We start from the raw sequence: 25,759 nt of genomic DNA on the forward strand, positions 1-25,759 counted from the left end.
TAAAAAATCTTAACCGAGGATATCTGATTAGTAACCTTGATCTCTGTATCATTTGGTGTATTTGCTGTCGATATTCTGCTCCCAAAACTTTTTGAAACAACGCCTATATTTTGGCAATCTAGCTCTACCCCTCCAAGTCGATTTATCAACAAACCTCTTAATCTCCTTAGACGGCCTAAAGTATGCTATAGCCTTCTCGGGACTTAACACGAACGGTGGGTGCCCATAGTACATGCTGATCCAGTTAGCGATCAAGTTGGCCGTCCTATGGTTACCTTCAATAAAAAGTTGGGGGAAACCAAGTGCAGCCACATACACCTGAGATGCAGCTTTCAGCGGATGCGGTTCACCTTTCATGTGTTTTTTGTACCATTTCTCGATAGGCACAATGTTTTGAGCGTATTTCTCCAAGTTAGCCTGAATAGCGGTATTAAACTCAAGCCTCAACTCAATGTCAAAGCCATAATGCACAATGTTATTTAATTCAGGAATTTCTGACAATCCCTTTGTGGAAAAGGGCTCAACTCCCTTACCCAGCAAATTATCCAAGTGCCTATATGCATCCATCATGCGCCCTCTAATGACGGAATCAAAAGAATCTCTCTTCCCAAGTTTTTCATATTCTAACTGATCGTTAATCTTCGTCCAATTTCGCTCTACATCTAGAAGCGCTTTCTCCACATTGTCCAAATTAAATCTCAGTATTCTTTTATTGTTCAATACGACTCCAGCAAAGGTCACTGCTTAAGGGGTATATTTACGTTTAATTTCTTTAGTCTTTAGTTTTTATAGATTAAAGAGCGAAATGCTGCCATTTAAGACGTGCGGGTTATAGACGTATTTAGAATATACTCATAACGATTATTAACATAAATCAGGGTTGAAGACTTCGAGCGCACAAAACATGTTCAACTACAGCTTGCTGATATTCAAACATGAAACTAACACAAAAAGCGAATACCGACTGGCACTAATTGACCCAAACAACCATAAAGGGTATCCCGCCAACTTTGTCTGTATTCTGCCCAAAAAAATCTACGACAAAGGAAAACCAATGAGTATTTTTGCACAGAAATTCGGTGAAAACTCCCTAAATTATGCTATCCAATTATTGGAGGCTGCACTTAGAAACGAAGAAGACATAGAAACTGTGGCGGAGTTGAAAATGCGTTTAAGACTTCTCAGAATGCAGAATGAGAAAACAGATAATTTGGCAACTAAACAAGCTCAGGTTTCTATTTCTGAATTATGTTAAACTTCAGTCCTGCTGTCGAGTTTACGGTTTTTGCGCACGTTATCATGCTATTTGAATCGATTCAACTATGGCCTGACTTGGTTTCTTAATCACTTCATGGTCTAACCCGCAGATTGGGCAAAAAACTATTTCATGGTTTAAAAAATTATCAGGGCATACTTCAAACTTTGACTCACAGTATACACATTTTACTTCCAAATAATTCACCACTTTTTGTTAAGTGATAGTTCCAGACTGTTTTACGTTACCACTTCTCGATCTAATTATATTATCATGCGGAAGTTAAGTTGTGTCTTGTTAGAATTTAGTAAATATATAGTTCGTACTTGTCTCTTTTAAGTGTCGTCGTTGAAATTTACATAACCCATTTTCTACTTTGTCGATTTATAAACTAATATTAGTGTTTAAAAAATATGGCGATTAATTGTGCTTTTCTTTTACTTGTCTGCTTTGTCTCCGCTGATTATTTCATCGTTTGGTTTGATTTTACCCAAATCTCTAATTTTTTGAATACATTCTTTCAATATGTCCAATTCGTTCTCCATATTCTTCGTTTGTAGATCTAGTACCCTCTCTATTTGAGTCAACTCTTTAGTTAATACTTCAGGATTAGCCTTGAATTTTCGAAGCACTTGGATTTTTTGTATGCTTAAGTCTATTGCTTTAGCGGATAGTGGAATTAACTCAGTGCTTTGGAGCATAAACTGTGTTAGTTCCTCTGTAAGTTTATCGCTTATAGGCTCTTTTGAGTGCTCAGTAATTTGCAATCCTTGGTTTCCAGTAGACGTTGGTTCTGTTTTAGCTATCGAACCTTCAATTAAGGATCCTTTTAGGGGTAAAACGCTTGCATAGTTTACCTCTTTGATAGGTATTGCTTTAGTTGTCTCGTATGTGAGTTTTTCCGGTTGGGTTTCCACGATCTTGTTTTCTTGTTGTCGATTTTGTAGCTTAGGAAGCAGCGGCTTTGCAGCAACTTGGTGTACTCTCCATCGTAAGAAACTTAGCAGTGAAAATGTAGTGAGACCAATAATGAAAAGAGCAAAAATATACAGGCTTGTTGCAGAAAGATTCGGTGTCACTGATGGTTTTTCGGTAACTGTGACCGTACCTATGATAATCTCGTTGTCTCCAGTTTGGTTTTCATCTTGAACTGAATCAATTCTTGCGCTAATTTGATAAGTACTTGGACTCACATTTGTAGTGTTCCACAAGAAACTTACCGTTCTCTCTTGATACCCTTCCAACGCGATAGCAATTGACCCTGCAGAATTCGAATCATAACTGAAACGGATAATCGATTGCTCAGTTACGTTTTCTTTGTTTACCGCGGTAACCGTGATGTTTATTTCTTCTCCTTTAGTTATTTGAGTATTTGAAATTGCGCCATTTTTCAAAGCGAGGTCATGGTTTGTTTTTGTGCCGTTGCTGGGCGGTTCGTTCGGTATCGTTGCGTCGTTGATTGTAAAATTTTTTGATAAGCTATGTTCATAGTTTAATCCTTGTATCGACGAATTTAAGTGACAGTTTATTTTTGCCTCCCCAATACTGTACTCATTAGACACTTGGAATTCACACTCTACTATGTTCTGGGAGAGGTTGAATGTTTTGTTTTGTGTAAAAATATTATGTTGAGCACCTTGAGAATCAGTGACATTAATGGTTACTGTTGAATTAACAGCTTCGGAAATATTTTTTAATACTTCGACTTGTACTTTGGCAGTTTGCCCCCTAGAAAAACTGCTGCTTTCGGTTCCATTGCTATCAAACAGCTTAATACTTTCGAGATTAATTGTCCAGCCAACTTTAAATTTGCTGGTGACCTGTTTTGTCTGATTTAACATCCCTGCATTGCAAAGAACTGTCCACTCTCCGATTGACGGATTAGAACTGTTATCCATTGGTATTCGAAAAGATATGTTTGCGATTCCATTTTGGTCTGTTACTGCGCTTCTAATAACTGTTGTAGGATTAGTTTTGTTTGCTGGTCCAGATGCTTTGAAAGTTACAAAAACGTTAGCTTGCGCTTGATTTGAATATGTCACATTAGCGTTTATGTATACAACATCTAAAGGCGAAAAAGTATAATTTGTGTTCACTGGTTTCCCATCGACGGCGCTTGAAATAGTCAGTTGTACTCCTAAATTTGATGATTCAGCTTTCCCGAGTTTCTCCGAAGAGAAACTTAATGTAACAATCAAAATTAATGAAATAATAATTAGTTTTTTTTTCTGTGCTGATATCATATTCTCTGCCCTTCTAGTGACCTCCACTTTTTTTGGCCCAATGATTACGTGCGTATAACCCTGCAAAGCATATAACTAGAAATATTGCTAAAAGTACAAAACCTGCTGCAAATGCAACGTTTGTTTTATCCCAAATATACTGTTCTGCCACTATTGCTCTGTATGTTCTAAAGATCATCACCGGAAGCGTGGGCATGCCTGGATCTTCTCCAGTTAGAGGCAAACCCGCGGGTAGGTTAGAGTTCCCGACATCTGCAGTTAAAATTAGGACTGTCGTTTCTCCAAAAGCTGCACCTAGTCCAAGTATGAACCCGGTAATTATTCCAGGTATTGCAGCCAATATGACTACTTTTCTTACTGTTTGCCATTTTGTTGCACCAAGAGCATAGGCGCCTTCACGGTATGAGTATGGAATACTTTTCATAGCTTCTTCAGCAACTCGAATGTTCCATGGAAGGGTCATAAAAGAAAGACAAACAGCCGCTGCCAGCCATGATACCCCCCACCCCAATCCGATTCCTTTTTGGGCGAGGAAGTAAAAGCCAAATAACGCAATTACTATTGAGGGTGCTCCTGCCAGAGTTTCTATGAAGAAACGGATTGTGGATGTAATCCGGTTGTCCGGTGCATATTCTGACATATAAATCGCGGCACAGAGGCCAAGTGGAAAAGATATTGCTTCACATAGCAATACTATCAAAATCGATCCAATCACATAGTCGCTTATGCCTGCTTGTACAGCCCCATCAATAAAATCTACAAGGATCCCCAAATTATAACCTGAGCGGAAAACAAAATCTAATGAAAGAAATTCTGCACCTCGAATTAATGTATAGACTGTAATTGCTAAGAGGATCAGCACCCCGATAAAAGCTGACATGCGTAGGCCGAATTTTGCTAAATTTTCTGTAACTATGGGGGAATCAGTTATCCCTGACTTGAACTGTTTATCAGTTACTTTTCTAAAGTTTCTATTGAAAAATTCTATTTCAAAAGCTAAGAAACAAAGAACTCCAGCTAAGGTCAATTGAGGATTTATTGTCAAGATGCCCGTGCTTAGGGTTAAAAATGCCGAAATAGCTGCTAATTTTAAACCTAAGGAATGGGCTTCTGAGAGTAAATACGCTAAAACAAAAAAGAGTAAACTTGGCAGGATCAACACTAATGCGGATGTCGAGGACGCCATCATCTGGTCAAATTGGGGACCCATTAGCGTCGTTTCAGAAAGCCAAATCGCCAGTGCGTTAAATAACTTGGTTCCTCCGATGGAGGCTACCGATATTCCAGCTGTAACCATAAAAATAGCTGCAAGCAAGTTTCTTTTTTCATGTGAACGTTCATAGTTTTCTATTTTTTTTAATAAATTGCTCGTGATCATTTTGTTGACCTGTTCAAGTTAGTTTGTTCCTTCAACATTCTTCTGATAGCTATGTTTAAGCCCCCCACTATTATGAAAAGAAGAATAGCCGCTCCAGCTAACGAGTAAATTTGACTTGTATCTGACTCGCCTTGTTTGTAGTAAAGAGCTATCAACGTTGGTATGGTGTCTATTGGACCGAAAAAGTTTGTGGGCGAGATAGCAGCCGAGGGAACAACACCTCCGCCTACAACCATCCAAACAGCCATAGTTTCGCCTATTGCGTTTCCCATGGCCAAAACTAAGGCGGCAATTATTCCTGACTTCGCAACTGGTAGAGAAACACGAAGTGTTGTTTGCCATTTAGTAGCCCCTAATGCTAATGATGCTTCTTTTAATTCGTGCGGAACAGCACGTATGGCGTCTTCGGCTACGCTCGCAACCAAAGGCAAAGAAAGCACAAATAGTACTATCCATGCTGCTAAGACTCCAACTCCAGATATGGTTAGATTGAAGAAATCTTTGATGGTGGTAACAATGAGAACAACACCGATCAATCCTACCAATATCGAGGGTATGGAGGTTAAGACTTCTAAACTGGGTTTTACTATGTTTCTGATTTTTATGTCCGCGTATTCTGCTAGATAGATTGCGACGGGAATTCCTACAGCTGCCGCTATTACAGTTGAACCCGCACCTGTATAGAGTGAATAAAATGCAGGTGAGAGAATCCCATTGTTAACTTTCCAGTCTAGTCCAAACCCATTTAAAAGCCATTGTTGCATTTGAGGGAATCCCATGCTGAGGATGTAAACAAAAATCATCATAACAATAATTATCGAGGAGAAAGCACAGATGAAAAAAAACTTAGACACGATGCTGTCGATAAGTTTACTGCTTATCAAATGCTCTCCTACCCTTAATTTAGGCACGTTAAGCTTATTTCGACAAGATATTGGTTTCCTACCTATAGTAAATAGTTAATAAAAATCACTCATAGTCATTGTAGACTATATTTTCCACTAAAGAAATATTGTGTAAAATGAAATTATGAATTTGCAAATATAGTTCTAATTATCAAAATTATTTCCCATTATTCTATGTCAATAAGCTAGATATTGCTCAGCTGGCAAAATGTGCTTTCGAACGAGTAATCGTTCAGTTAAGAAAGGAGAAAAAACAATGAACATTAAAAAAATGATAGTGTCAATAGCACTTATTTCTATGATAATTGCAGCAATGTTCATGGCGCTTCCAGTTCAGGCATTGCAGAGCGGAATTGATTCAACTATCGCCTCAAATCAGGTAAAAATTCGCGGATCTTCTACTGTCTACCCAATTAGTTTAGAAGCTAAAACCGCTTTTGAAGCAGCTAATCCCGGTAAAACCATTGTCCTTCCTGAAGCTGAGGGTAGTGGCACAGGTTTAGACGCTTTAACTCAAATTTCTACTTCAACAATCGGTACCGATATCGCTGCCGCATCAAAAATTCCAGATTCAACAAACCCACTGACTACCTCTTCTCAGAGGAACTATTGGAATACAAGCATTCTGATGTCAAACGGTGCATCAAACGATTTTGGTATGGCTGACTTACGTATCTGGCCAATCGGCAAAGACAGCATTGCTATAATAGTTGACAAACAAAACCCATACTACTCTAAAGTTAGCCAACTAACTGTCCAACAAGTAGCTGACGTTTTCTGTGTAGGCACAACTCCTGGTGTAGCAAAATATCCAACTTGGAAATCCTTTGTTCAGGCAATCGGCGGTGACACCACAGGCATGGGCGACGAAGCAATTAACCTAGTTACACGAGTTCTCAACTCAGGCACACACGACGGTTTCAAAACATTCTTCTTAACGCCAGCTGGCAAATCCGACTCAAACTTGGCGCCTCACCAAGAAAAAGCTGAAAACCAAGATGTTCTAGATACAGTTAGCAATGATCCATACGCACTTGCATACATCGGATTAGGTTTCCTTGAGGATCATCCATCCCTAATTAACGGCATTGCTATTGGCTATGGCAGCACTCCAGTCTACGTTACTCCAACCAAAGCTCACGTTCTTGATAACACTTACTGCTATGCTGCAAACAAACCCATCTACAGATGGCTATGGTACGCAACCAACGGTCTTCCAATGAAAAATACTGACGGCGCACTCAAAACTGACTTCATCAACTGGGTAAAGATTCACCCTGAATACGTTGACCACGCTGGTTACATACGCATGCTCAAAAGCGACTTCTGCGGAGCAACTCCCGCTTTCGCATCTCAAGATTCCGCGCCAGTTCACTCAAGCATCCCTGACGACAAAGTTAACGCAGCTGACATAACATACTTCGTCTTGGCTTACATTGCACAATATGACAGCAGCCGGCCAACAATAAACCCACTTTGCGACTATAACGGCGACCGACAAATTAACGCTGCAGACATCACACAGTTCGTGCTCGGATACATCGGGTACTACAATGGTGGAGGATTCTAAAACTCCCAACTTCACATTTTTTTTGAATTAAAAAAAAACAAAAATACAATGAAAGGAGAAACACAAAATGAAATCAAAAAAAATAATATCAATAGCATTAGTTTTGCTATTGGCCATATCCATACCCTTCGCTTCAATCAATGGCGTACTTGCTGCTCCAACAGGCGCTGTAGCCCTTGGTAACCCAAGCGGTACACTGTTACCTGTTGGGTCAACCTTCACTGTATCTGGTACCATCACCGGTGCAAGCGATATCTGGCAATGGGTCTTTACAAACGTTAACTGGAATCCTGCCGTATTAAGTCTAACCAGTGTTTCAGAAGGCAGCTTCTTAAATGCAGGCGGAGCAACCTTCTACGCAGCAGCACCAGCAGATAACGTTCACGGTAAACTTCCAGAAGTCTCAAGCACACGCATGTCTGCAACTACTGCAAGTGGTAGCGGAACACTAGTAACTTTAACCTTCCAAGTTATCGGCTATGGCAGTTCAGCAATAACTGTTGAATCAGCAACATACTCTGATACAAGCGCAAACCCAGTTGCTATACAAGTTGCAGGGACAACATATACAGGCCTCCCACCGCCATCACCATACGGACCAACTGCAATAATAACCGGCGTATCTGACGGTGCGTTCATCCTTCAAGGCACAACAATCAACGTTGACGGAAGCAGCTCAACAGGTGGATTCGATGGTTCAGCTACAAAGCCAGTCACTGGATATTCATGGACAATAACCAATCCATCACTGTCAATCAGCGGTGCAACAGGTTCATTTGTAGCTACCACAATCGGTGACATGACTATATCTTTGACCGTTACAGCAACAGGTGCAATTCCAGAAACAAACACCAAAACAATAACTGTCCATGTGTATGCTCCTCCATCAGGCGCAGCAATCGACGTTTACACTCAGAAAGGCGGAGTTGGTCCAAATGCCCCCAGCGATGCATTCGGTCCACAGCAAAACGTCAACATCACAGCACTCGTAACTTACAACAACGTTCCAGTAGTAGGTAAAGATGTTTCCTTCGAAATTCGCGACCAAGCAGGCGAACTAGTTGCAGTCAGAACTGCGAGAACAGACGCAAACGGTCTAGCAACAACCTCATACAGACTTCCCTGGCCAAGCACTAATCCTGAAGGAACCTTCGGGACTTGGAGTATCAATGCAACTGTCGATGTATCAGAAGTAGTTAAATCTGACATAGTTTGCTTCTGCTTCAACTATCTACTAAAAACCACATCAGTTGCCACTTTGACTATGACAAACACACCAGCAACCAACTTTGCACGCGACACACAAATGCAAGTTAACGTCACCGTTCGAAACATCGCGTCCTCAGCATATACCGGATTAATTTGCGTGAGCATCTTTGATGAAAACAACGTACCAGTTGCAAATGCAAAAGTATTTGTCACAATTGCAGGCGGAGAGACTGTTTCAACAATCCAAACATTGAGCATTCCACACTATGCATTCATTGGTCAAGCCAAAGCATACGTTGATGTCCTAACGCAATTACCATCACTCGGCGGCGTTCCATACTGTCCAGAAGTAGCTCAAACCTTTGCCATAACTCTCTAAGAGGAGAAACGATTTGAAAAAATCCCTTTCTCTACTTTTTTGTCTAACTTTACTATTAACCTCCTCATTTGTGATTGTTGCTCACGCAGCAACTGTAACAGTATCAGTTCAAACTAACTCTGCATATAATCGGCTAGAACTGGCTACAATAACTGGTCAGCTAACCTCAGATGGTACGCCAGTCATTGATGGTCTAGTAGCAGTTCAGATTACAGCACCTAACAGTAATATTTTATCCATGCGAACTTTAAACACAGGTAATAATCCTTCTTCTCAAGTCGCCACTATACAATCAGTTTATTTAAGTGACCAAGAAGGCAATCAAATAGCAACGGTTGCAAAAGGTAATCTTGCCTATTTCAAAGTAACAATAATCAATAACGATCTACAAGCTAGAAACATCATGGTGGCCTTAACAATTTATGACAACTATAATACTCCTGTAGGTTTTGCATCGAGTTCAACTTTAATGCAAGCTAAAGAAACTGGGCAAATTATTCTAAGTATACCCATCCAGTCGTATGTTGCTACAGGAATGGCTCGTGTTTTCGCTGCCGCATATTCTAATAAAATAAACATGGGCGGTGTACCATATTCGATTGAATCTTCATCTACATTCGGAATTGGAACTCAGCAAGGAACAGCTCCTCCAAGCACACAAACAGGTATTCAAGGTAACTATACATTACAAATGAAAATACCCATAAATGCACCTACTGGGACATATACCCTCCATTCCGGAGCCTCAGTCGCTGGATTTTTCGCATCTGCTTCCACCGAGTTCAATGTTAATCAGGCGGGCGACTTGAACAGCGACGGCAAAATCGACATAACCGATATTACTCAATTCGTAATCGCCTACATCAATTACTGGAATAGCGCCCCGTATAACAATCTCGCAGATTTAGACCACAATGGGATAATCAACGCGAACGACATCACTTTGTTTTGTTATGCCTATATCCAATACTGGAGTTGGCAATGAATGAATAAAAAATATCTTAAAACAGTTTTTTGTTTAATTTTCTTGCTGATTTTTACGTCCACTTTTAACATACCGACTTTTACCCTCGGTGACGCTCAAGCGCAATCAACTCCTATAATTGGGCTAAGTCCTAGCAATATTACTTTAACCGAAATCAATCAAGTTTTTGAAGTAAATATCACAGTTCAAAACGTTCAAAACCTATTTCAATGGAGTGCAATGGTAACCTGGGATTCAAGCGTCCTAAACATAGTGGACTCTCCAGTAGAAGGTAATTTCTTGAAAGACGCTGGTACCACAATGTACGTTGTAGCCCCAGTTAATGGTTCGTCAACCAAATATAAAGACCCAAATGGTACTTTGCCTGAGATATATCAGAGTTTATTATCTTCATTGGAGGGTGTTTCTGGTAGCGGGATATTAGCAACATTAAAATTTAAAGTAATAAAACCTGCAATTGATAGCCAAATCAATCTCGTAAATACCTACTTGTCCTCGCCAGAATACGAGCCATATTCACCAACTCTGCTAAAACTAATCGCACATAAAGTGCAAGCTCCTGTTTTTGTAACCTTGCTAGCCGGTGATACTACGATTGCTCATGCAGGTCCTTCATTAACAGTTAATGAAGGTACAACTATAACTTTAGATGGCTCCAAATCAATGGCTAAAGAAAACTCTACCTTTACTTGGACTTTCGATGATAACGGACAAAAAACACTTGATGGTGTTACTCCGACTTACGCTTTTGATTTTCCTGGAATTCATAACGTTACGTTAACCATAAAAAGTGGTGAGCAAGAAGCATCCGCAAGTACCCTAATAACTGTACTTGATATCACCCTGCCTGTTGCGCGATTAGATCTTGTTCATCCATCTGATCCTAATAGGCTCTACGTTGGTGAAGAAATCCACTTCAGCGGTTCAAGAAGTTATGATGCTGATAATGGGACAATCGAAACTTACAGATGGAACTTTGGAGATAACACAACAGAATCGACATACGAGTCAGTTGGTACAGAAGCATATTATAATTTTGCACAACAAGGAACATACAATGTGACTTTAACGGTGTTTGATCCCAGAGGAAATTTAACTGCTACAGATTATCTCTTGTTAAACGTTCAACCTGCAAGTTCGGCCCCGACGCCTAATAATTTAAGTAACGGTTTAACTCTTCCTTCAACAGTTATCGGGGTAATAATCTTAATTACTTTTATCACGATCGGTGGCTCCGCATTTTGGCTTATGAATATTAGCGCAAAACCAAACAGAAGTAAAAAAAATGTTTCAATAGATGATGAGTCAACTAATCAGTGAAACAAGGTTTTTTCTCTTTAGTTTTTTAATATTTTCCAAGACTGCGATGTTTAGTTTGATGTTGCTTTTGAATATCCTTAGAATTAACTGTCTTTTAAGGTCTGATGTAGGACTTTAGTTTTCAATATTCATGATTCGCTTTCACAGATCAATATCTATAGAATCTATAGCTCATAATATACTACTGCCATATGGCAAATAAAACCCTTTGAATAGGTTTCATCTGAGAGCGATAAGATGCCTAAATTACGAAACTTTATGTTAGTATTCATCGGTTTGCTTCTTTTATGCCTAATTATTAGTACGACGTCTCCGACTGTTAAAGCTCAGACAACAACCATGACGTTTGTCGCATCGCAAACACAGATTTCCCAATCTGACGTAGGTTCAAACCTTCAGGTGAATATCGCTGTTAGCAGCGTAGTAGATTTATGGCAATGGTCCTTGAACATGTCTTGGGACCCAGCGGTTTTGAATTTAACTCAGATAAAAGAAGGGCCGTTTCTAAAAGGAGCCGATAATTCTCTTGTAACTCTTTTCGTTCCTCCTGAAATTAAAAGCGTCCAAAGCGGGTTCTTTCCTGCAGATATGGTTTGCACCCCATTTTCACTCACTTCTGTTAGCGGTTCTGGAGTACTTGCTACCTTGACATTTAAAATATTGGCAGCGCAGAACACAGAAATAAAATTTGTTCGCACAGAATTGAATAAATTGAATGAAACGCAGACCGGTACTACTCCGATTTCTCATGTATCGAGCAATCTTCAAATAACCGCACTTCAAGCCACGCCATCTCCTTCTCCTTCGCCCACTCCTAGTAATACTACAACACCTACTCCAACTATTGATCCAACTCCAACTGAAATCCCCACCTCAACACCAAGCTTCACACCAACTGAAACCGCTAATCCTTCACCTACTCACTTTTCTTCTCCCACACCAGTTAACGCACAAACTGATTCAGACCTAACAACAGTATATCTAATATTAGTAGGCGGTGTCATTATGGCCGTATTGGTTGCTTTTGCCGCATTTTACAAAAGAAGATAAACTTTTGAAGGTAACAAATTTGAGGACGACTTTGCTGGTTGCAATGGTAATCCTGTTTGTCTTGGGCGCATTCGCTGTAGCGTTGTCCACAAGAATCTTTGGGCAAGTCGAGACTTCAACTTCGCTTTCTCCTTCTCAAACTCAGGTAATACCTCAAACGAAAAAAGTCCAGATAATTATAAACTGTAATTGTGCTTGGAACGGAACATACGCTGATTCTCCAATTACCGCTCCAATCGCCATCGATATTTCAGGCAAAGGAAACAAAACAGTTGTACTGGATAGACCCAGTGATTGTTTAGAGCGATGGGTACTGTCAGTAACTGCCCAAAAACATGGCTCCATCACTGATGATCTTTTAACTATATCCATCTTGAAGATGGATGGTACAGTAATAGATACAGTAAGTACAAAAACAAACATGCCTATCTCATTGACTGAAATTATAGAAGATTAGTCGACTAAGTGATAGTGCTATATTGTCTAAATAAACTATTTTCTAAACGGTAATAACGACCATTTAATTCCTATCTGCAGGGGAACGGAGAAGAAACGGATGTTTCATAAGGTCTTTTCCCCAGGTTAAAGAGAATTGAATAAAAAATACTTAGCATTAGCGATAATAATCATGTTGGTATGTTCAATTTCTTTAGAGTTAATAGCTAACGCACAAACTACTACAGTGCTCAGCTTAACACCCAGCACAATATCAACTCAGGGTCTCAGTATTGGTAGCACATTTGATGTTGTAGTCCATATAGATAACGTTCAAAATCTCTGGCAATGGGTGTTTTCTTTATCATGGGATCCTGCAGTCCTTACCGTGCCAGGAAACGTAGTAGAAGGGCAATTCCTTAAATCTGTTGGCACAACATTTTTCGTAACTTCGCCCAAAGTAATGATTAATTCTGGGATTCTTAACGAAACCACCTGTACTCTTATGCTGTTAGGCGGGGCTTCTGGGAGCGGTGACTTAGCAAAGATTACATTCAAGGTTGTTGGTTACGGTTCCACAAAAATTAATTTTGAAACTGCTGCCCTCGGAGGGGTACCGCCTGATGTGTCTTCTGAGAGTCCTCCCTTAACATTTACCTCTGTGGGATGCACCTTCAACTTGCCCGACCCTAACCAGCCTACTCCTTCACCAACTCCTACATCTTCACCTTTACCAACGCCCAGTCAATCTGGAGCATACGGTCCAACGGCTCTTTTCTTACCAGTTGACGGTTCATATTACTCACTTGGAAGCACTGTCGTTTTAGACGCTAGTCAGTCTACACCCGGTTTTGATACGGCGGGTAAAAATGAATCTTGTCCTATCACTAATTATGCCTGGCGAATCGAATTTCCAAACGGTACCGCTTTGCTGACTTTGAGTGGTAAAATAGTAAGTTTCAATGCTACTGCCGAGAGTGCCCTAAGGATCATTTTAATTGTCACCGCTCCAGATCCTACCTTGCCCTCAGCTGCTGATTATTTTGATGCCGCTTCAAAGAGTATCTATATTCAAGTACAAAGTGGTTCAGCAGGAGCAATAGACATATTTTTGGATAGGGGTGGAAAAGGTCAACTTGCCTCAAGTGGACCGTATGGACCTCAAGAACTTATCAACTTGAGCGCTTTAGTAACTTACAGAAATGCATCAGTGATGAACCAAGATGTCGTTTTTACAGTATATGATGGACAAAAATCAATAGTTGCAGTTAGAAGCGCTCGAACAGGTTCAGATGGTTTAGCAACCGCCCAGTTTAGGTTGCCTTGGCCTAACACCTCCACCCCTCAAAGTGTATTCGGCAATTGGTCAATATCTGCCACAGTGAACCTGGCAGATTCAATATTGAATGATACAGTCGCATTCACTTACAATTATATAATTACTTCAAAAAACATTCAACCACCCGCGACAGTTCACAGGTCAGAAAACGCGACAATCAACATCACAATTAGCAGCATAAACAATTTGCCGCTATCGTCAACAGTCGTTGTTACAATATATGATTCACAAAAGGTTCCGATCGGAAGTTATCTGATATCAAAAACAGTCCAAGCTTCTGGAGTAACCATATTTGCCCAAACAATAACCATACCTACCTGGGCATACTTAGGGCAAGCAACGATCTATCTTAACATATTGACCGATACAGTAGAAAACGGCGGTTTACCCTATTGTCCTGAAGCGACATCTAACTTCACAATACAGTAATCTTTTTCGCTGTATCAGTATCTCTCACTTCAACAAGCGGTGACTGAACTTGGCCTAAAATGTCAAAGTGTTTGAAAGATGCTGGAGAATTGTGGGCCACCTGCTAACGTGTTTTTTAATTAATGTGGCTGTGAACTTACTGGCTCAAAAAAGTTGCTGTTTCTATTTTACTTTAACTCTTTGACTTTAAGCTGAATTTTTAGTTGTGGTGATCCGATGTTACTTCAAATTTCGATAGTAACAGATAGGCAATAACGCCGTTGATTCCCATTTGTATCACTGAAATTAGAGAACCGGTAAGACCTGACAAAAGAAATTGAAAAAACTGAAAAATAAAAGCTAAACCAAAAATAGTTAACGCCGCGAAACGTGCATATTTGTGTTTTACCCAAAGTCCCAGACCTATTATCATTACGTTCAATCCGATTATCCAAGAAACCAAGCCTATGCCGCTAAGGCTGTAGCCTGAAAGTTCCATTATTCCAATAGGTATTCCAGGAATATAATTCACAACTTCAAGTGCAAATTGTGATGTGACTCCCTGTGTGCTGTTTTGTGAAGGCGTTGTAATCATGAGTATCACTCCGTTGGAGACTAAAACAACGCCAAGTGTAATTACTAAAACTCCTATGAACTCAGTAATCCAAGTGTTTGTTAGGTAATTTTTAATTTTGTTTTCTCCCCGTCATTGTCGGACGTTTAATACTTCACTTTAAATAAAATCATTGTCAATAAATTCTATGAACTAGTATATACTAAAGTTAACTTGCTATTGCTTCTATAGCTGTAGACTTGCTTTTCGTTGCTACATGTGGATTTTGATCTGGAACTTCGTTCAATCTTAAAACTTTAATCTATATTCTATTTAGAATAAATTAGAATTATTAATAGAAATGCCTTTAATCCCTATAACTGGATGTTTAATGAAAGCAAAAATACTGTGCTTTAGCATGATCTTCCTGTTTCTTTCTTCATCTTTTAACGTTGTTACTGCCCAATCCTCTGTAGGCGTTTCTTCAGGAGACACTTTTACATATACTGTAACAAGCAACTCTAACATTCCTCTGATCTATCAAGTACTAAATACTCCAAAAGAGGTACAAACACTAACAATTACCATCAAAAGCCTCAACGCAAATATTGTTACATTAAATATGACTCAAACATTCAAGAACGGAACACGAACAAGCCTCTTACAAGAAAAAGACTTGCGAAGTCCCTCCGGTTTTCCAATAACGTTTGCCAATTTAAACATCGGTGACCAAATTTGGACAAGTGATTTGCTTTCTCCCAAAGTAAATGATTCAGCAATTGTTTCCTTCTTAGGTGGAGCCCGTCAAATAAATCATGCAAGTATCGGTCCAAGTGAAACAGGATACGAACTGGTTGATTACTATTTTGATCGGAAAACAGGCATGCCTACTCAAATCAGGTATGTCGAATCAAATCAGGTCTCAACTACTCTGACCTTGGAAAACTCTACTGTTTGGGTAATCCCAGAGTTCTCATCAACATTTCCTTTCTTACTGTTAATTGCATTTGTCTCGGTATGCATTGTTTTAAGGGGCAAACTAAAAAATTCTGGGAATAAATTTGTATTTTTTAGATAGTTAATGGAAGAATTTCAGTCCTTTATAGGATCTGCTTAAATTTGCAGTGAAAAGTTCTTGAATTATGATAATCGGAAATTTTGTTCTTTAAATGCTTGGCGACAAAACTGATTTTATTGTCAGATTAAGTACAACTTCAGCGATATCGCTGGCATATTCTGCAGTCCTTCGAATACTTTCAATAATTAGCCGCAGATGTGCCAATTCATCAGTATTCGTTTTTTGTGAACACTCAACTGCTTCTTTTTCAATAAAGATTATTCCTTCGGTTTTTTCCACTATCGCCTCTGCAAGTTGGTAATTTTGTCTAAAAAGCGCCTCAACAGAACCTTCGAACATAGAAATTGCAGTGTTACTCATTAACTCTAACTTCTCGATTATGTCTTCATTTACAGGTTTTGTCAAAGATAACACTTGTTCTGAAATGTGAACTGCATGGTCAGCTGTTCTCTCAACTGATTTGGTTATTAATCGATAACCTAAACAATCTCTGGCACTTTGAAGACCGATATCTTTGATGATTCGTGGATATTGAATTGCGCTTTTCAACTGCCTTACTACATATAGGTTAAACCTGTCTACTTCGTTGTCGGTATTAATAATTTCTTTCGCGTGTTCATGGTCTAAAGTCTTTAGTGATACAATGACTTCCTTATGCATGGATGTAGCTATTATGCTCATTCGTCTTAATGCATTTTTTATTGAAAGCTCTGGATAACTCAACAACACCTGTAAAGCAAGTTCATCTGAAGTGTCCTTTACTATCTCGGTTCCTACGAGCATACTTCTTGAAAAACTTTTGATTTCATGCCTTTGTTTAGGCGTGAGCAGCTGCTTATTTTCAGCTTTTACACGGATTAAATTATACCCATTTAAGTATGTTGAAATAATTTTTCTAATTATTTCTCCCGGTTTTTCGGATAGTTTTACCTTAATTAGAGTTTCATTCATCTTTTCTTGGATCTTGCCTTCACTTGGAATAATTGATAATAATCCGTTTTCTTCCTCATGTAATCTTATGGTTGTTCCTTTTTTGAGGTGATTTTGTTCAATCCATTTTTTGGGCAAAGAAATAACAAATGTAGAGCCACCAGTAAATTGCAATTTTCTTGTTTCATCAGTCATGTTTTGAGGTAGCAATAGAGAGCCCTTAGATAGTTTTGCAATTTATAGTTCACTTTTGATAAATAAGTTGTCTATTTAGTTTATGATTTACTTTTACTTTATTTAGGAAACCAATATAATGAATCGTTTTGTACTTTACCCAAACTGCTTTGTAAATATCGTCTAAGGGAGAAGTGGGTATGGCTAAGGTGGATATTAAGAAACTTAATGTTTGGTTTAAGAGTAATCATGTTCTTAAAGATGTAGATTTGTCGATTCAAGAAAATACTGCAACTGCCATAATGGGTCCATCTGGATGCGGTAAATCTACATTAGTTAGATCAATTAATCGGATGAACGATTTGATAATTGGCAGTCGCACTGAAGGTGAAGTTTGTCTTGACGGCAAAGATGTTCTATCAGATAATAATTGTGTTTATGATTTAAGGCGCAGAATTGGAATGGTATTTCAAAAACCTAATCCTTTTCCAAAATCAATTTTTGAAAATGTAGCTTTTGGCCCTAAACTTCATAAAACGTGCAAAGGGGATGAATTAGATGGAATTGTTGAAAAAAGTCTTAGAGGGGCTGCTCTTTGGGATGAAGTAAAGGATCGTTTACATGATTCTGCTCTTGGTCTTTCTGGTGGACAACAGCAGAGACTTTGTATTGCTAGGGCATTAGCGGTCGAGCCTGAAGTGATACTTATGGATGAACCGTGTAGTGCATTAGACCCTGCGGCCACGCAGCGGATTGAGACTCTAATTCAGTCACTTAAAAAAAAATATACAGTGATCATTGTTACCCATAACTTACAGCAAGCGCTTCGAGTATCTGATTATACTGCTTTTATGTATGTGGGGCAACTCGTAGAATATAATGATACTGTGTCTATTTTTGAAAGACCTCAAAGCGAGTTAACTGAAAATTACATTAACGGTAAATTCGGTTAGAACAGCATTACTAAAACAGTATGTTTTTTACCCTAACTTATTGATTTATTCGCTTTAATTTTTATCCCAAAACTTTGACAACATATAGTTAGGTATATAGTTTATTTGTGCAACTCTTAATAGTGCTGAGACGACATTCTGTTTGACAAAACCGCAGGCCAACAATGTAGGGCTCAGCGAATCCGCGTCTAAGCCACGAGCAATCCCTTAAGCGAACCCTTTTTTGCCCACAATAGGCGTTCGATTCGCTGAGTAACCATTCTTGCTCCAAAAATCACCATGGGTTTCTGGGTTAGATTTGGATAACCTTCAAAAGCAGCATTTCAGCCATTCATAGAATAATGGTTCCTGTTCTAAACGTTAATTGGCAAAGCCCACCCACCGACTACACGCTTAGCGAACGCGATGCAGACCTGCTCTCGCTGATAGAAACCGAGGACTTGGCGGTTTTCACATTCGATGGGCTAAAACGCAGAACAGGCTTGCACCCCGAGACCCTTTCGCGCATCCTGAGTCGCCTCGAAGAGGAAGGCATAATCAAAAAGGAACCTTCAGGTTACCGAGTTACCCCAAAAATCACCGAACTAAACCTCCAACACCCCAAAACCGAAACTCCCTGTTCACAGCTCATACAGACATTTCTGCCCTCAGACCTTCTCACCCAGCAGCTTATCCTGCAGCTTAAGGGTAAATGGTTCGGGGTGCTGCGTTGGTTGGGCATATCCGAAAACCAACAGGGCGTGACGCTGAAATGGGTAACCGAGGATGGGGGTATCCAAATTGCCGCTAACATCCAAGGCTCTGCTCTGTGCATCGAAGCCAAATTCCTCACAAGCAACAACCTAAACGTGGCGCTCAAAGCTGCATACCAGCTTATGTCGCTTATCGGCAAAATAGCTAACAGTTCAAAGACAGCTGGACCAGCGGTTGCTCGACATGTAGGCTACTTCGGCGAGTATAACATGCCCGCTTAGGCACAAATCTGCCTTTTGTGACTAGCTCTGTTTGTTCCTTAGTCAACAAATACCTTTCTGCCCATTATCTTTCTGTGAAAAGACATGACCCAACTAGTCAACTCACTCGAAGTCCTAAAATCCGTCTCAGACGCCACCAGCGCCCTCATCAAGAAAACCTCGCAGTCCGTCGTCGCAGTAAAAGCGCAGATGTCACGGGGCACAAGCGTCGTACTCTCCAAAGACGGCTACATCGTCACCTGCAACCATGTGCTGGCAGGCTGTAGCGCCGTCAAAATCGGGCAGGGAGAAAAAACCTTGAACGCTAAAATCGTGGGCACCGACCCCTACAACGACATAGCCCTGCTCAAAGCTGAACGCGGCGAGTTCACACCCATAGAAGTAGGGGACTCGGAACAGCTTAGTGTAGGACAATACGTGTTGGCGTTGGCAAACCCGTTCAACCGAAACCAACCCACCGCCACCCAAGGCATGGTCACCAACGTAAACAGCACCATACGCGGTTGGCGAGGTGCAACCGCCATGGAAAACGTCATCGCAACCGACGCCCAACTCAACCCCGGCTTCAGCGGCGGACCCCTAATCGACGTAGAAGGCAAACTCATCGGCATAAACACCGCCTACGTCTGGCAACGCGGCATCGCCATACCCATCAACAAAGTCAAAGCCATCACTGATCGACTCATGACAGGCAAAACCGCACAGCGCGGCTACTTGGGCATAATCGCCAACACCGTCGCCATCCCCCAAGAAATCGCTGAGCAGGCAGGATTGGAGCAGGAAACAGGCGTCATGATCTTCAGTGTGGAGGCGAATTCGCCAGCGCGCAAGGCAGGCTTAGCCATGGGTGATGTGCTCGTGAAATTCAACGGCAAACCCGTCACCTACTTCTACGACTTGCCCCGACTGCTCGCCGAAGACGTAGTCGACAAACCCGTCAAAGCGGTCATCATCCGTCGTGAGGCGCTCCTCGAAGTAACCCTCGTTCCAACTACTCATGGAGGCGAAGAAGACTGATAAACAAAACACCGCTCGAATTGGAACCGCCCTCGCCGATGCCGTCGCCGCCGCTACGCAAAAGACCCACCATAACCCCGCAGTTTAGCACCGTAACCGAGCCATCAACGCTCAGCTGTTCATCGACCAACGCTGGAACTAAACATTTTTTATTTTCTTATTTTTATGAGTGGTACATCCAAGTTATTGAGTTCTTTATCGCTACCAACTACAAGTTTTGATTTTGTAGCTTGTGCTGTGACAACTGCGAATGAATCTCCCAGCGATAAATGATATTTATTTTTTATGAGCGCTGCTTCACGCCACAGGCCATTATCTTCAACAGGTACTATCTTTAATCCGTAGAGTCGTAGCAGTTTCTGATTTTCTTCCGCTGCTTTTAGCTCTCGGCGTGCAATTGTGTAATAAACTTCGGTTAAGTTGAAGATATTGATGTATCCTTCTGCATCTTTGTTTTGAACTTTCTGTAGTAGGTCTATAACCTGTCTAGCCCACGGTTCACCACGGAAGAAAGCCACGATTGGTTCGGTGTCAAACGTCAGACAATCCAGCAAGTCTGAGCAACCTCTTTTCACGTTCGTAGTCTTCTCGTCGACCTTCTTCAACTAATTCTCTTGCAGTTTTATCGGGAAACAAGTGTTTTAGAGAACCGAATCCGTCGGCGGGTGATGGCAAAGGTTTGAGTAATATGCCCTTTTCGTCGTCTACAAGTAGTGCCTTGTCTTTGATGCGGTATTTTTCTCTGATTTTTTTGGGGATTGTTGCCTGTCCCTTTTTGGTGATGCTGACAACAATGACTTCTTCGACCATACTGATTTCACTGGTATTACCTTTATATTGAGTAATACTTATTGTTAACGGTGTTACAATGGGGAAAAGGTTTACTGCTCTTTTGCTGCTTTCACTGCCCTTTCCAGCACCAACGCGGCTGCGTCTTGGCTGGGCCAGCTTCCCAAACCGCAGTCAGGACCCGTAAACGTCATCTTCTCCCCATACTTTTCTTTAGCAAAAGCATACCGCTTCTTAATCACCTCCAAAGGCTCCACGAGCTGCTCAGCAGTCGGCTCAGTTACGCCTTTCTCGTAGAGCTCCGCCCAAATCGCGTCTATGTCTGTTCGGGCTATGCCCACACGGATCTGCTTGTCCGCCTCTTCCAACATGGCTTTGGAGACGGAGCCGATGTTTTTCGGTGAAGCGGCATACTCAAAAGACACAACATCCAACCCCTCAACGGAGAGCAAATCGTGGATGGCTGAAGCAAAATGCAGATGGATTTGTTTGGTTGGGCCTTGGAAATCGTAGGCTTTTTCCAGCGTTTTTCTGATGAGTTCGGGGGTGCCGCTGAAGCTGCTGTGACCGAGGCTGGGTTCATCGATTGAAACCACCGTGGTCTCTATGTATTTGTTGTTTAGGATGGTGCTTTTGGCGAAGCGATTAATCGTTTCCGCAAACCCTTCCAGCACGTCGGGGTAGGCTGTGGCGCCGACTTCGTTTAGGTACTGCTCTAAGGGGCCGAATAGGGAAATTCGCAGCTGGATTTTTCTACCGAACTCCTCACTTAACTGTTTGGCTTCTCTGTTTAATACGTAGACTTCTGGGAGGAACGCTTTTTCTTTGGGCACCACAAAGGAGCCTGCGGCCATGGCTTCATGGATTGCGTCGCCTACTTGGCGAAGTCCGCTGAAGTGCTGGGGAAAGTTAACCACATCTAGCCCAGTCGCCAGTTTTTTCTTGAAGGATTCGACTACGGTGTCGTAGAAGGTTTTCTTCACAAATTGGCTGCTTGTGGGGTCTTGGCCTTTGGTTATGGCTTCTCGTGCGGCTTCGTAGGCTTTGGTGTAGTCGTCTCTTTTGATTCCCGCTGGCAGGGGGAAACTACCGATATCATCCACTAAAGTATCCATATCTGTATTGAAATGGGGAATTCTATAAAAGCAATCTCCTACCACTAAACCCCTGAAAGGTATGACTCAGCTAAGTGAAAACTGCATTTTCTGCAAAATAATCCAAAGAGATGCCCCTGCGGATTTCGTCTATGAAGATGACGGGGTTGTGGCTTTTTTGAGTAACCGCCCAGTTAACCAAGGTCACACCTTAGTTGTACCTAAAAGGCACTACGAGAACATCCACGACATACCAGAAGACGAAGCGGCTTACCTGTTCAAAATCGCCAAGCGACTTGCGGGGGCGGTTAGGGATGCTTTTGGCGCGGCTGGTGTAAGGTTGGTGCAGAACAGTGGGGAAGCAGCGGGGCAAGTGGTTTTTCATCTGCATGTCCATGTCATACCAATGTACCAGCGAAACGTGGGCAGCCATGATGGGGCATTCCGTGACCACACGTCTATGCGTGACCCAGAAAGTTTGGAGTTAGATGCAAAAAAGCTACGGCGGCACATCGTTTAGTCTTCTTTGTTGTGTTGGTGGGGATGGGTTAATTGGAGTTTGCATACTTAGCCCTCTGGGCTTTGCTTAGCGGTTTAGCGCTTTGTTAAATTGTGTTCGCAAAAACGCTTATGTTTCTATGAAGTCGTCATATTCTCAGCAGCCTCTGGGCTGTAAAGGGGACGAGTTGAACTGATAACAGTTTCTTCCATAGTAGCGCCATTGATGACCTTCTTAGCCTTCATGATTATCGGGGCAAGCTTCAACTTCTTTGCGTTTCCGAAACTAAAACGAGCTACGTTGCTGGTTATTTTTGCAGTCGTGGCGGGTTCGCTTGCGTTAATTTTGGCAACTCAGTTTAGGGGTTCGTTGATGATGATGTATGAGTTTCAAAGTTTCGCCGCCATCTTCGAAGCCATAGGCGTGGACCTCATAAGATACAACGCACCCATAGTTGCAAGTTTAATTCTTGTCGCCATAATGGAGGTGGGTTTAGCTGCAGGTTTCATCGCCGCCTGCCGAATCGGCCAAACACAGGCCCAAGACAACCCTGTCGTTGTCCCTTTAAGCAAGGCTGAGGTTAAACGCATGGTTCAAAACGCCAAGCAAACTCGCCAAAGCAACATGTAGCTGTCGATTTTTGGTTGCATGGGTATGTGCTTGTTTTGTCAAAGACCGTGTGGTAACCCAAGTTATAGTAGCAGTTGGTTTAGCGATAGAACCGCAACGCCGCATAGAATTAGAAACGGCAATATTTTCAGTGCTTTCATGTTTATTTTTTCTGCAGCTTCGTCTTTTTTCTGGTCTACGTAGCGCATTATCAGAACTGAAACTGAAAGATTGTACAGGAAAATGATATAGACAAAAATCATCATCTTATCTGCGAACGTTAAATACCCCGTCGGCGGAATCCCGTTTAGAAGCGAGAGATGAAACGCGGTCGCAGAGAGCAGGGTAGTAACGCCTAATCCTATTCTTTGTGCAAAGTTTTTAGGTGACACAAAAAAAGCCAGCAGAGCTATCGTGGTTATTACTGCAATCGGCATTACGCTCTTAAAAATTGATGAAAACAGGGGACGCTGCAAAACAACGCTAGAGACAAAACGAGAGAAGGACTCATAGCCATATGAATGGGTAACTGTGCCTACTTCGAAGCTGCTGATGCTCCAGCCTGCCACGTTGGCTTCTGAATCAATGTTTGATTCCTCTTCGTCTGGGACATAAACAAGTTTTGTGGTGTCGAGGTTTTTATGTTCTATTTGTAGGTTTAATTTTTGGTTTTCGAAGGGATATTTTGTGAAGTCGAAAGTTTTGAAGAAGTCTCCTTTAATTCTGTATTCTAAGTATCCTTTTTCTGCTGTAACCTCGTATCTGGTCGGGGCTCCGTTTACGAATTCGAATTCCTTTACTTCTTGGAGGCTTATTTTGTCGGGGTCAAACTTGAACCATATGTAGAAATCTAGTTTGAAGGTGCTGGCTGCTAAATCTACTTTTTCTACGTTGATTAGCCAGACTCCAACTTTTACTTCTGTTGGATCGTTTTGTGTTTGGGCTTTTGCTGCTGGTGCCATTATGGAAAAGGTAACTATGAGAAACAATGTGACGAGGAGTACGCAGGCTTTTTTCATAATTTTATCATTGCTGCTTCATCAGAGTTATTTTTTAACCTTATTGTTTCTGATGGGAATTTTTTCCAACACAAAATATGAGATACAACCTAACGGTAACATGCTAAGTCATATTATGTCAGATATAATAGTGGTTGTTTACCTTGCTTAAAGAATTACTTAGGTAAAGCGATTAGACCAATCGATATTCTTTTGCTGACTGAATCAGTTGCGTATTAGCATAATAGTTCTTGAACAGCATTTGGTTCTCGGTGTGTATTGGAAAGAGGATTCGTGGGTTTATTGTATCAATCATGTCACATAGATTTTCTTTATTCATGTGTCCTGAAGCGTGCATCTGATGGAACTCTAGCTTAAAGTGCTCAAGCCAGTTGTGCATGACTTGGTCTTCTATGTCTTCTTCGCTGAAAGGTTCGCTCATACTGTGAATAAAGTGGCTGCTCGGCTCTGGTTTGATGTCGATTAGTTCTGTGAATTGATAGAAATCTAGATCCATAACGAGGTGCTTTTGGTTTTTGTGAACATAATCGTGGGTTACCATTTTGTCCATGAAGGTTCTTTCCCATAGGAAGTAGTCTTTGTCATCGTGGTTTCCAGATTTCTTGCGTTTATAGTAAACCAAGATGTTGCTGTCTTTTAGAGGGTCGGGCACTGATAGGTGTCTGTCGTCTTGGAGTTTTGTAAGCAGATACGCCGCTTTTGGGGTTATGACAAGTTTGCGGTTTGCTTTTTTAGCTGCAGCGTAGAAAGAGTTGAAGCGATCAATATCTCGACTGTAACGGGATGCAAAAACAATCTTATCAGTATTGCCAATTACTTGCTTAGCGTGTTTTTTTACGTCTGGTTCACTTATGTTTTTGTGTTTTTCAGTTCTTGCCATCCTGGTTCCTTCGCAGATCATGGCCACAGGATCAGCGGCTTTTGCTTTTTGGATAAAGTCTTCTGTTAAATCAGACCTTGGACCATGCCTGCGTAAATCGCCAGTGTAAACAACGTTTCCTGCTGAGGTTTCTATTATGAAGCCATAGGCAGCGGGGATTGAATGATCAACATGAATTGGCTCAACTGTTAGGTCTCCGACCTTGAGTTTATCGCCTGTTCTAAAAAGATTAAAGGTGTGGTTTCCGTAATTGCAGGAGAACCCTGTTTCTTCCATGCATTCCATAAACAGTTTGGTTCCGACACCTGCATAAACAGGAATTTCAGGATCCAGAAACTGCAGATGATTGATGTGGTCGAAGTGGGCGTGGGAAACAAAGACTGCATCTATCTTGGGTTTGCAGTACTGCAAATCGCAGTGGGATAACATTTCTTTAGAATACAGGCCTTCGATTCTTGGTAACAAGTTGAAGCATAAATAGTCTCCTAACCCGTTAAGGGCTCTTGGAGCTAACCAACCAGTGTAGTAGTCCTGCCCAAAGACAAAGGATTGACCAAAATCTAAGAGAACCTTTGTTTTCTTGTCTTCGAGGAGTATTTTGTTACCGCCAATTTCGTTAACTCCTCCGTAGAACTTTATTTTGACCATTGCCTACCACTAAGAGTTTGTTTTTGGTTCTATTAATAACATACAGCATACTATTACATATCAATA

At 41.2% G+C, this 25,759-nt stretch carries 25 protein-coding genes; 14 read left to right on the forward strand and 11 right to left on the reverse strand.

The annotated features are described in order from the left end of the window. Window positions 1-48: 48 nt before the first annotated feature. Entirely contained in the window at window positions 49-720 is a 672-nt protein-coding gene (locus NWE96_07475; GenBank protein ID MCW3983821.1) for a hypothetical protein, read from the reverse strand. A gap of 184 nt (window positions 721-904) precedes the next feature. On the opposite strand from NWE96_07475, the gene NWE96_07480 reads away from it, so the two are divergent. Further along, window positions 905-1,255: a hypothetical protein gene (locus NWE96_07480; GenBank protein ID MCW3983822.1), complete on the forward strand. Its 351-nt coding sequence runs from the start codon at window positions 905-907 to the stop codon at window positions 1,253-1,255. Between the two features lie 437 nt (window positions 1,256-1,692). Here the strand turns inward: NWE96_07480 and NWE96_07485 are convergent, their stop codons facing one another. From NWE96_07485 to pstC, 3 genes are read right to left on the reverse strand one after another with little or no spacing between them, the layout of a single operon-like run. Then, on the reverse strand, window positions 1,693-3,498 hold the full coding sequence (locus NWE96_07485; protein ID MCW3983823.1) for a hypothetical protein: 1,806 nt from the start codon (window positions 3,496-3,498) through the stop codon (window positions 1,693-1,695). 13 nt (window positions 3,499-3,511) lie between these two features. Next, complete coding sequence (gene pstA, locus NWE96_07490; GenBank protein ID MCW3983824.1) at window positions 3,512-4,876, reverse strand: phosphate ABC transporter permease PstA; 1,365 nt, start codon at window positions 4,874-4,876, stop codon at window positions 3,512-3,514. Beyond that, window positions 4,873-5,760, reverse strand: a complete 888-nt coding sequence (gene pstC, locus NWE96_07495; protein MCW3983825.1) for a phosphate ABC transporter permease subunit PstC — start codon at window positions 5,758-5,760, stop codon at window positions 4,873-4,875. Before pstC ends, pstA begins: the two co-directional genes overlap by 4 nt. 277 nt (window positions 5,761-6,037) lie before the next feature. Between pstC and NWE96_07500 the strand changes: the two genes are divergently transcribed. The 7 genes from NWE96_07500 to NWE96_07530 all read left to right on the forward strand — a co-directional run bounded on the left by NWE96_07500 (window position 6,038) and on the right by NWE96_07530 (window position 14,497). After that, window positions 6,038-7,351, forward strand: a complete 1,314-nt coding sequence (locus tag NWE96_07500) for a substrate-binding domain-containing protein (GenBank protein ID MCW3983826.1) — start codon at window positions 6,038-6,040, stop codon at window positions 7,349-7,351. Between the two features lie 67 nt (window positions 7,352-7,418). Beyond that, window positions 7,419-8,939, forward strand: coding sequence for a cohesin domain-containing protein (locus tag NWE96_07505; protein MCW3983827.1), 1,521 nt, complete (start codon window positions 7,419-7,421; stop codon window positions 8,937-8,939). Between the two features lie 13 nt (window positions 8,940-8,952). Then, window positions 8,953-9,924 (forward strand): hypothetical protein, encoded by a 972-nt coding sequence (locus NWE96_07510; protein MCW3983828.1) that lies wholly within the window; start codon window positions 8,953-8,955, stop codon window positions 9,922-9,924. After that, window positions 9,925-11,244 carry a PKD domain-containing protein gene (locus tag NWE96_07515; protein MCW3983829.1) on the forward strand — a complete coding sequence of 440 codons (1,320 nt, stop codon included), beginning with the start codon at window positions 9,925-9,927 and terminating at the stop codon, window positions 11,242-11,244. It begins immediately after the preceding gene. A 237-nt stretch (window positions 11,245-11,481) separates the two neighbouring features. Continuing rightward, window positions 11,482-12,294, forward strand: a complete 813-nt coding sequence (locus NWE96_07520; protein ID MCW3983830.1) for a cohesin domain-containing protein — start codon at window positions 11,482-11,484, stop codon at window positions 12,292-12,294. Between the two features lie 19 nt (window positions 12,295-12,313). Next, window positions 12,314-12,751 (forward strand): hypothetical protein, encoded by a 438-nt coding sequence (locus tag NWE96_07525; GenBank protein MCW3983831.1) that lies wholly within the window; start codon window positions 12,314-12,316, stop codon window positions 12,749-12,751. A 135-nt stretch (window positions 12,752-12,886) separates the two neighbouring features. Beyond that, on the forward strand, window positions 12,887-14,497 hold the full coding sequence (locus NWE96_07530; GenBank protein ID MCW3983832.1) for a cohesin domain-containing protein: 1,611 nt from the start codon (window positions 12,887-12,889) through the stop codon (window positions 14,495-14,497). A gap of 199 nt (window positions 14,498-14,696) precedes the next feature. On the opposite strand, the gene NWE96_07535 is transcribed toward NWE96_07530, so the two are convergent. After that, entirely contained in the window at window positions 14,697-15,071 is a 375-nt protein-coding gene (locus tag NWE96_07535) for a hypothetical protein (protein MCW3983833.1), read from the reverse strand. Between the two features lie 349 nt (window positions 15,072-15,420). Here NWE96_07535 and NWE96_07540 point away from each other — a divergent pair, with 349 nt between their 5' ends. Beyond that, entirely contained in the window at window positions 15,421-16,107 is a 687-nt protein-coding gene (locus NWE96_07540; protein MCW3983834.1) for a hypothetical protein, read from the forward strand. Between the two features lie 87 nt (window positions 16,108-16,194). On the opposite strand, the gene NWE96_07545 is transcribed toward NWE96_07540, so the two are convergent. Next, the gene (locus tag NWE96_07545) at window positions 16,195-17,232 is read right to left on the reverse strand and encodes a phosphate uptake regulator PhoU (GenBank protein MCW3983835.1); all 1,038 of its coding nucleotides are present in this window, start codon (window positions 17,230-17,232) and stop codon (window positions 16,195-16,197) included. A gap of 179 nt (window positions 17,233-17,411) precedes the next feature. Between NWE96_07545 and pstB the strand changes: the two genes are divergently transcribed. From pstB to NWE96_07560, 3 genes are all read left to right on the forward strand, one after another. Next, entirely contained in the window at window positions 17,412-18,164 is a 753-nt protein-coding gene (gene pstB, locus NWE96_07550) for a phosphate ABC transporter ATP-binding protein PstB (protein MCW3983836.1), read from the forward strand. A gap of 341 nt (window positions 18,165-18,505) precedes the next feature. Next, complete coding sequence (locus tag NWE96_07555; GenBank protein MCW3983837.1) at window positions 18,506-19,138, forward strand: hypothetical protein; 633 nt, start codon at window positions 18,506-18,508, stop codon at window positions 19,136-19,138. 84 nt (window positions 19,139-19,222) lie between these two features. Then, on the forward strand, window positions 19,223-20,155 hold the full coding sequence (locus NWE96_07560; GenBank protein MCW3983838.1) for a trypsin-like peptidase domain-containing protein: 933 nt from the start codon (window positions 19,223-19,225) through the stop codon (window positions 20,153-20,155). Window positions 20,156-20,304: 149 nt separating this feature from the next. Here NWE96_07560 and NWE96_07565 read toward each other — a convergent pair whose 3' ends face one another. The 3 genes from NWE96_07565 to NWE96_07575 all read right to left on the reverse strand — a co-directional run bounded on the left by NWE96_07565 (window position 20,305) and on the right by NWE96_07575 (window position 22,047). Continuing rightward, a complete protein-coding gene (locus NWE96_07565; protein ID MCW3983839.1) occupies window positions 20,305-20,709 on the reverse strand; it encodes a PIN domain-containing protein in 405 nt (134 codons plus the stop codon). Further along, the gene (locus tag NWE96_07570) at window positions 20,687-20,965 is read right to left on the reverse strand and encodes an AbrB/MazE/SpoVT family DNA-binding domain-containing protein (protein ID MCW3983840.1); all 279 of its coding nucleotides are present in this window, start codon (window positions 20,963-20,965) and stop codon (window positions 20,687-20,689) included. The genes NWE96_07565 and NWE96_07570 overlap by 23 nt, the downstream gene beginning before the upstream one ends. A gap of 71 nt (window positions 20,966-21,036) precedes the next feature. After that, on the reverse strand, window positions 21,037-22,047 hold the full coding sequence (locus NWE96_07575) for a hypothetical protein (GenBank protein ID MCW3983841.1): 1,011 nt from the start codon (window positions 22,045-22,047) through the stop codon (window positions 21,037-21,039). A gap of 73 nt (window positions 22,048-22,120) precedes the next feature. On the opposite strand from NWE96_07575, the gene NWE96_07580 reads away from it, so the two are divergent. Further along, entirely contained in the window at window positions 22,121-22,558 is a 438-nt protein-coding gene (locus NWE96_07580) for an HIT family protein (GenBank protein ID MCW3983842.1), read from the forward strand. Window positions 22,559-22,762: 204 nt separating this feature from the next. After that, on the forward strand, window positions 22,763-23,167 hold the full coding sequence (locus NWE96_07585) for a hypothetical protein (GenBank protein MCW3983843.1): 405 nt from the start codon (window positions 22,763-22,765) through the stop codon (window positions 23,165-23,167). A gap of 62 nt (window positions 23,168-23,229) precedes the next feature. Here NWE96_07585 and NWE96_07590 read toward each other — a convergent pair whose 3' ends face one another. Together NWE96_07590 and NWE96_07595 are read right to left on the reverse strand one after the other, a co-directional pair. Beyond that, window positions 23,230-24,165 (reverse strand): hypothetical protein, encoded by a 936-nt coding sequence (locus NWE96_07590; protein ID MCW3983844.1) that lies wholly within the window; start codon window positions 24,163-24,165, stop codon window positions 23,230-23,232. A gap of 172 nt (window positions 24,166-24,337) precedes the next feature. Further along, a complete protein-coding gene (locus NWE96_07595) occupies window positions 24,338-25,693 on the reverse strand; it encodes an MBL fold metallo-hydrolase (protein ID MCW3983845.1) in 1,356 nt (451 codons plus the stop codon). Window positions 25,694-25,759 lie beyond the last annotated feature (66 nt).

The sequence above is a fragment of the Candidatus Bathyarchaeota archaeon genome, from assembly GCA_026014685.1.
Taxonomy (GTDB): domain Archaea; phylum Thermoproteota; class Bathyarchaeia; order Bathyarchaeales; family Bathycorpusculaceae; genus Bathycorpusculum.

What these genes read in the sequence shown, in the direction of transcription:
- NWE96_07485 (MCW3983823.1), bottom strand. Translation starts at nt 3,498, where the DNA reads ATGATATCAGCACAGAAAAAAAAACTAATTATTATTTCATTAATTTTG.
- NWE96_07560 (MCW3983838.1), top strand. Translation starts at nt 19,223, where the DNA reads ATGACCCAACTAGTCAACTCACTCGAAGTCCTAAAATCCGTCTCAGAC.
- NWE96_07500 (MCW3983826.1), top strand. Translation starts at nt 6,038, where the DNA reads ATGAACATTAAAAAAATGATAGTGTCAATAGCACTTATTTCTATGATA.
- pstB (MCW3983836.1), top strand. Translation starts at nt 17,412, where the DNA reads ATGGCTAAGGTGGATATTAAGAAACTTAATGTTTGGTTTAAGAGTAAT.
- NWE96_07515 (MCW3983829.1), top strand. Translation starts at nt 9,925, where the DNA reads ATGAATAAAAAATATCTTAAAACAGTTTTTTGTTTAATTTTCTTGCTG.
- NWE96_07480 (MCW3983822.1), top strand. Translation starts at nt 905, where the DNA reads ATGTTCAACTACAGCTTGCTGATATTCAAACATGAAACTAACACAAAA.
- NWE96_07555 (MCW3983837.1), top strand. Translation starts at nt 18,506, where the DNA reads ATGGTTCCTGTTCTAAACGTTAATTGGCAAAGCCCACCCACCGACTAC.
- NWE96_07520 (MCW3983830.1), top strand. Translation starts at nt 11,482, where the DNA reads ATGCCTAAATTACGAAACTTTATGTTAGTATTCATCGGTTTGCTTCTT.
- pstA (MCW3983824.1), bottom strand. Translation starts at nt 4,876, where the DNA reads ATGATCACGAGCAATTTATTAAAAAAAATAGAAAACTATGAACGTTCA.
- NWE96_07535 (MCW3983833.1), bottom strand. Translation starts at nt 15,071, where the DNA reads ATGATTACAACGCCTTCACAAAACAGCACACAGGGAGTCACATCACAA.
- NWE96_07505 (MCW3983827.1), top strand. Translation starts at nt 7,419, where the DNA reads ATGAAATCAAAAAAAATAATATCAATAGCATTAGTTTTGCTATTGGCC.
- NWE96_07540 (MCW3983834.1), top strand. Translation starts at nt 15,421, where the DNA reads ATGAAAGCAAAAATACTGTGCTTTAGCATGATCTTCCTGTTTCTTTCT.
- NWE96_07580 (MCW3983842.1), top strand. Translation starts at nt 22,121, where the DNA reads ATGACTCAGCTAAGTGAAAACTGCATTTTCTGCAAAATAATCCAAAGA.
- NWE96_07585 (MCW3983843.1), top strand. Translation starts at nt 22,763, where the DNA reads ATGACCTTCTTAGCCTTCATGATTATCGGGGCAAGCTTCAACTTCTTT.
- NWE96_07545 (MCW3983835.1), bottom strand. Translation starts at nt 17,232, where the DNA reads ATGACTGATGAAACAAGAAAATTGCAATTTACTGGTGGCTCTACATTT.
- NWE96_07590 (MCW3983844.1), bottom strand. Translation starts at nt 24,165, where the DNA reads ATGAAAAAAGCCTGCGTACTCCTCGTCACATTGTTTCTCATAGTTACC.
- NWE96_07570 (MCW3983840.1), bottom strand. Translation starts at nt 20,965, where the DNA reads ATGGTCGAAGAAGTCATTGTTGTCAGCATCACCAAAAAGGGACAGGCA.
- NWE96_07595 (MCW3983845.1), bottom strand. Translation starts at nt 25,693, where the DNA reads ATGGTCAAAATAAAGTTCTACGGAGGAGTTAACGAAATTGGCGGTAAC.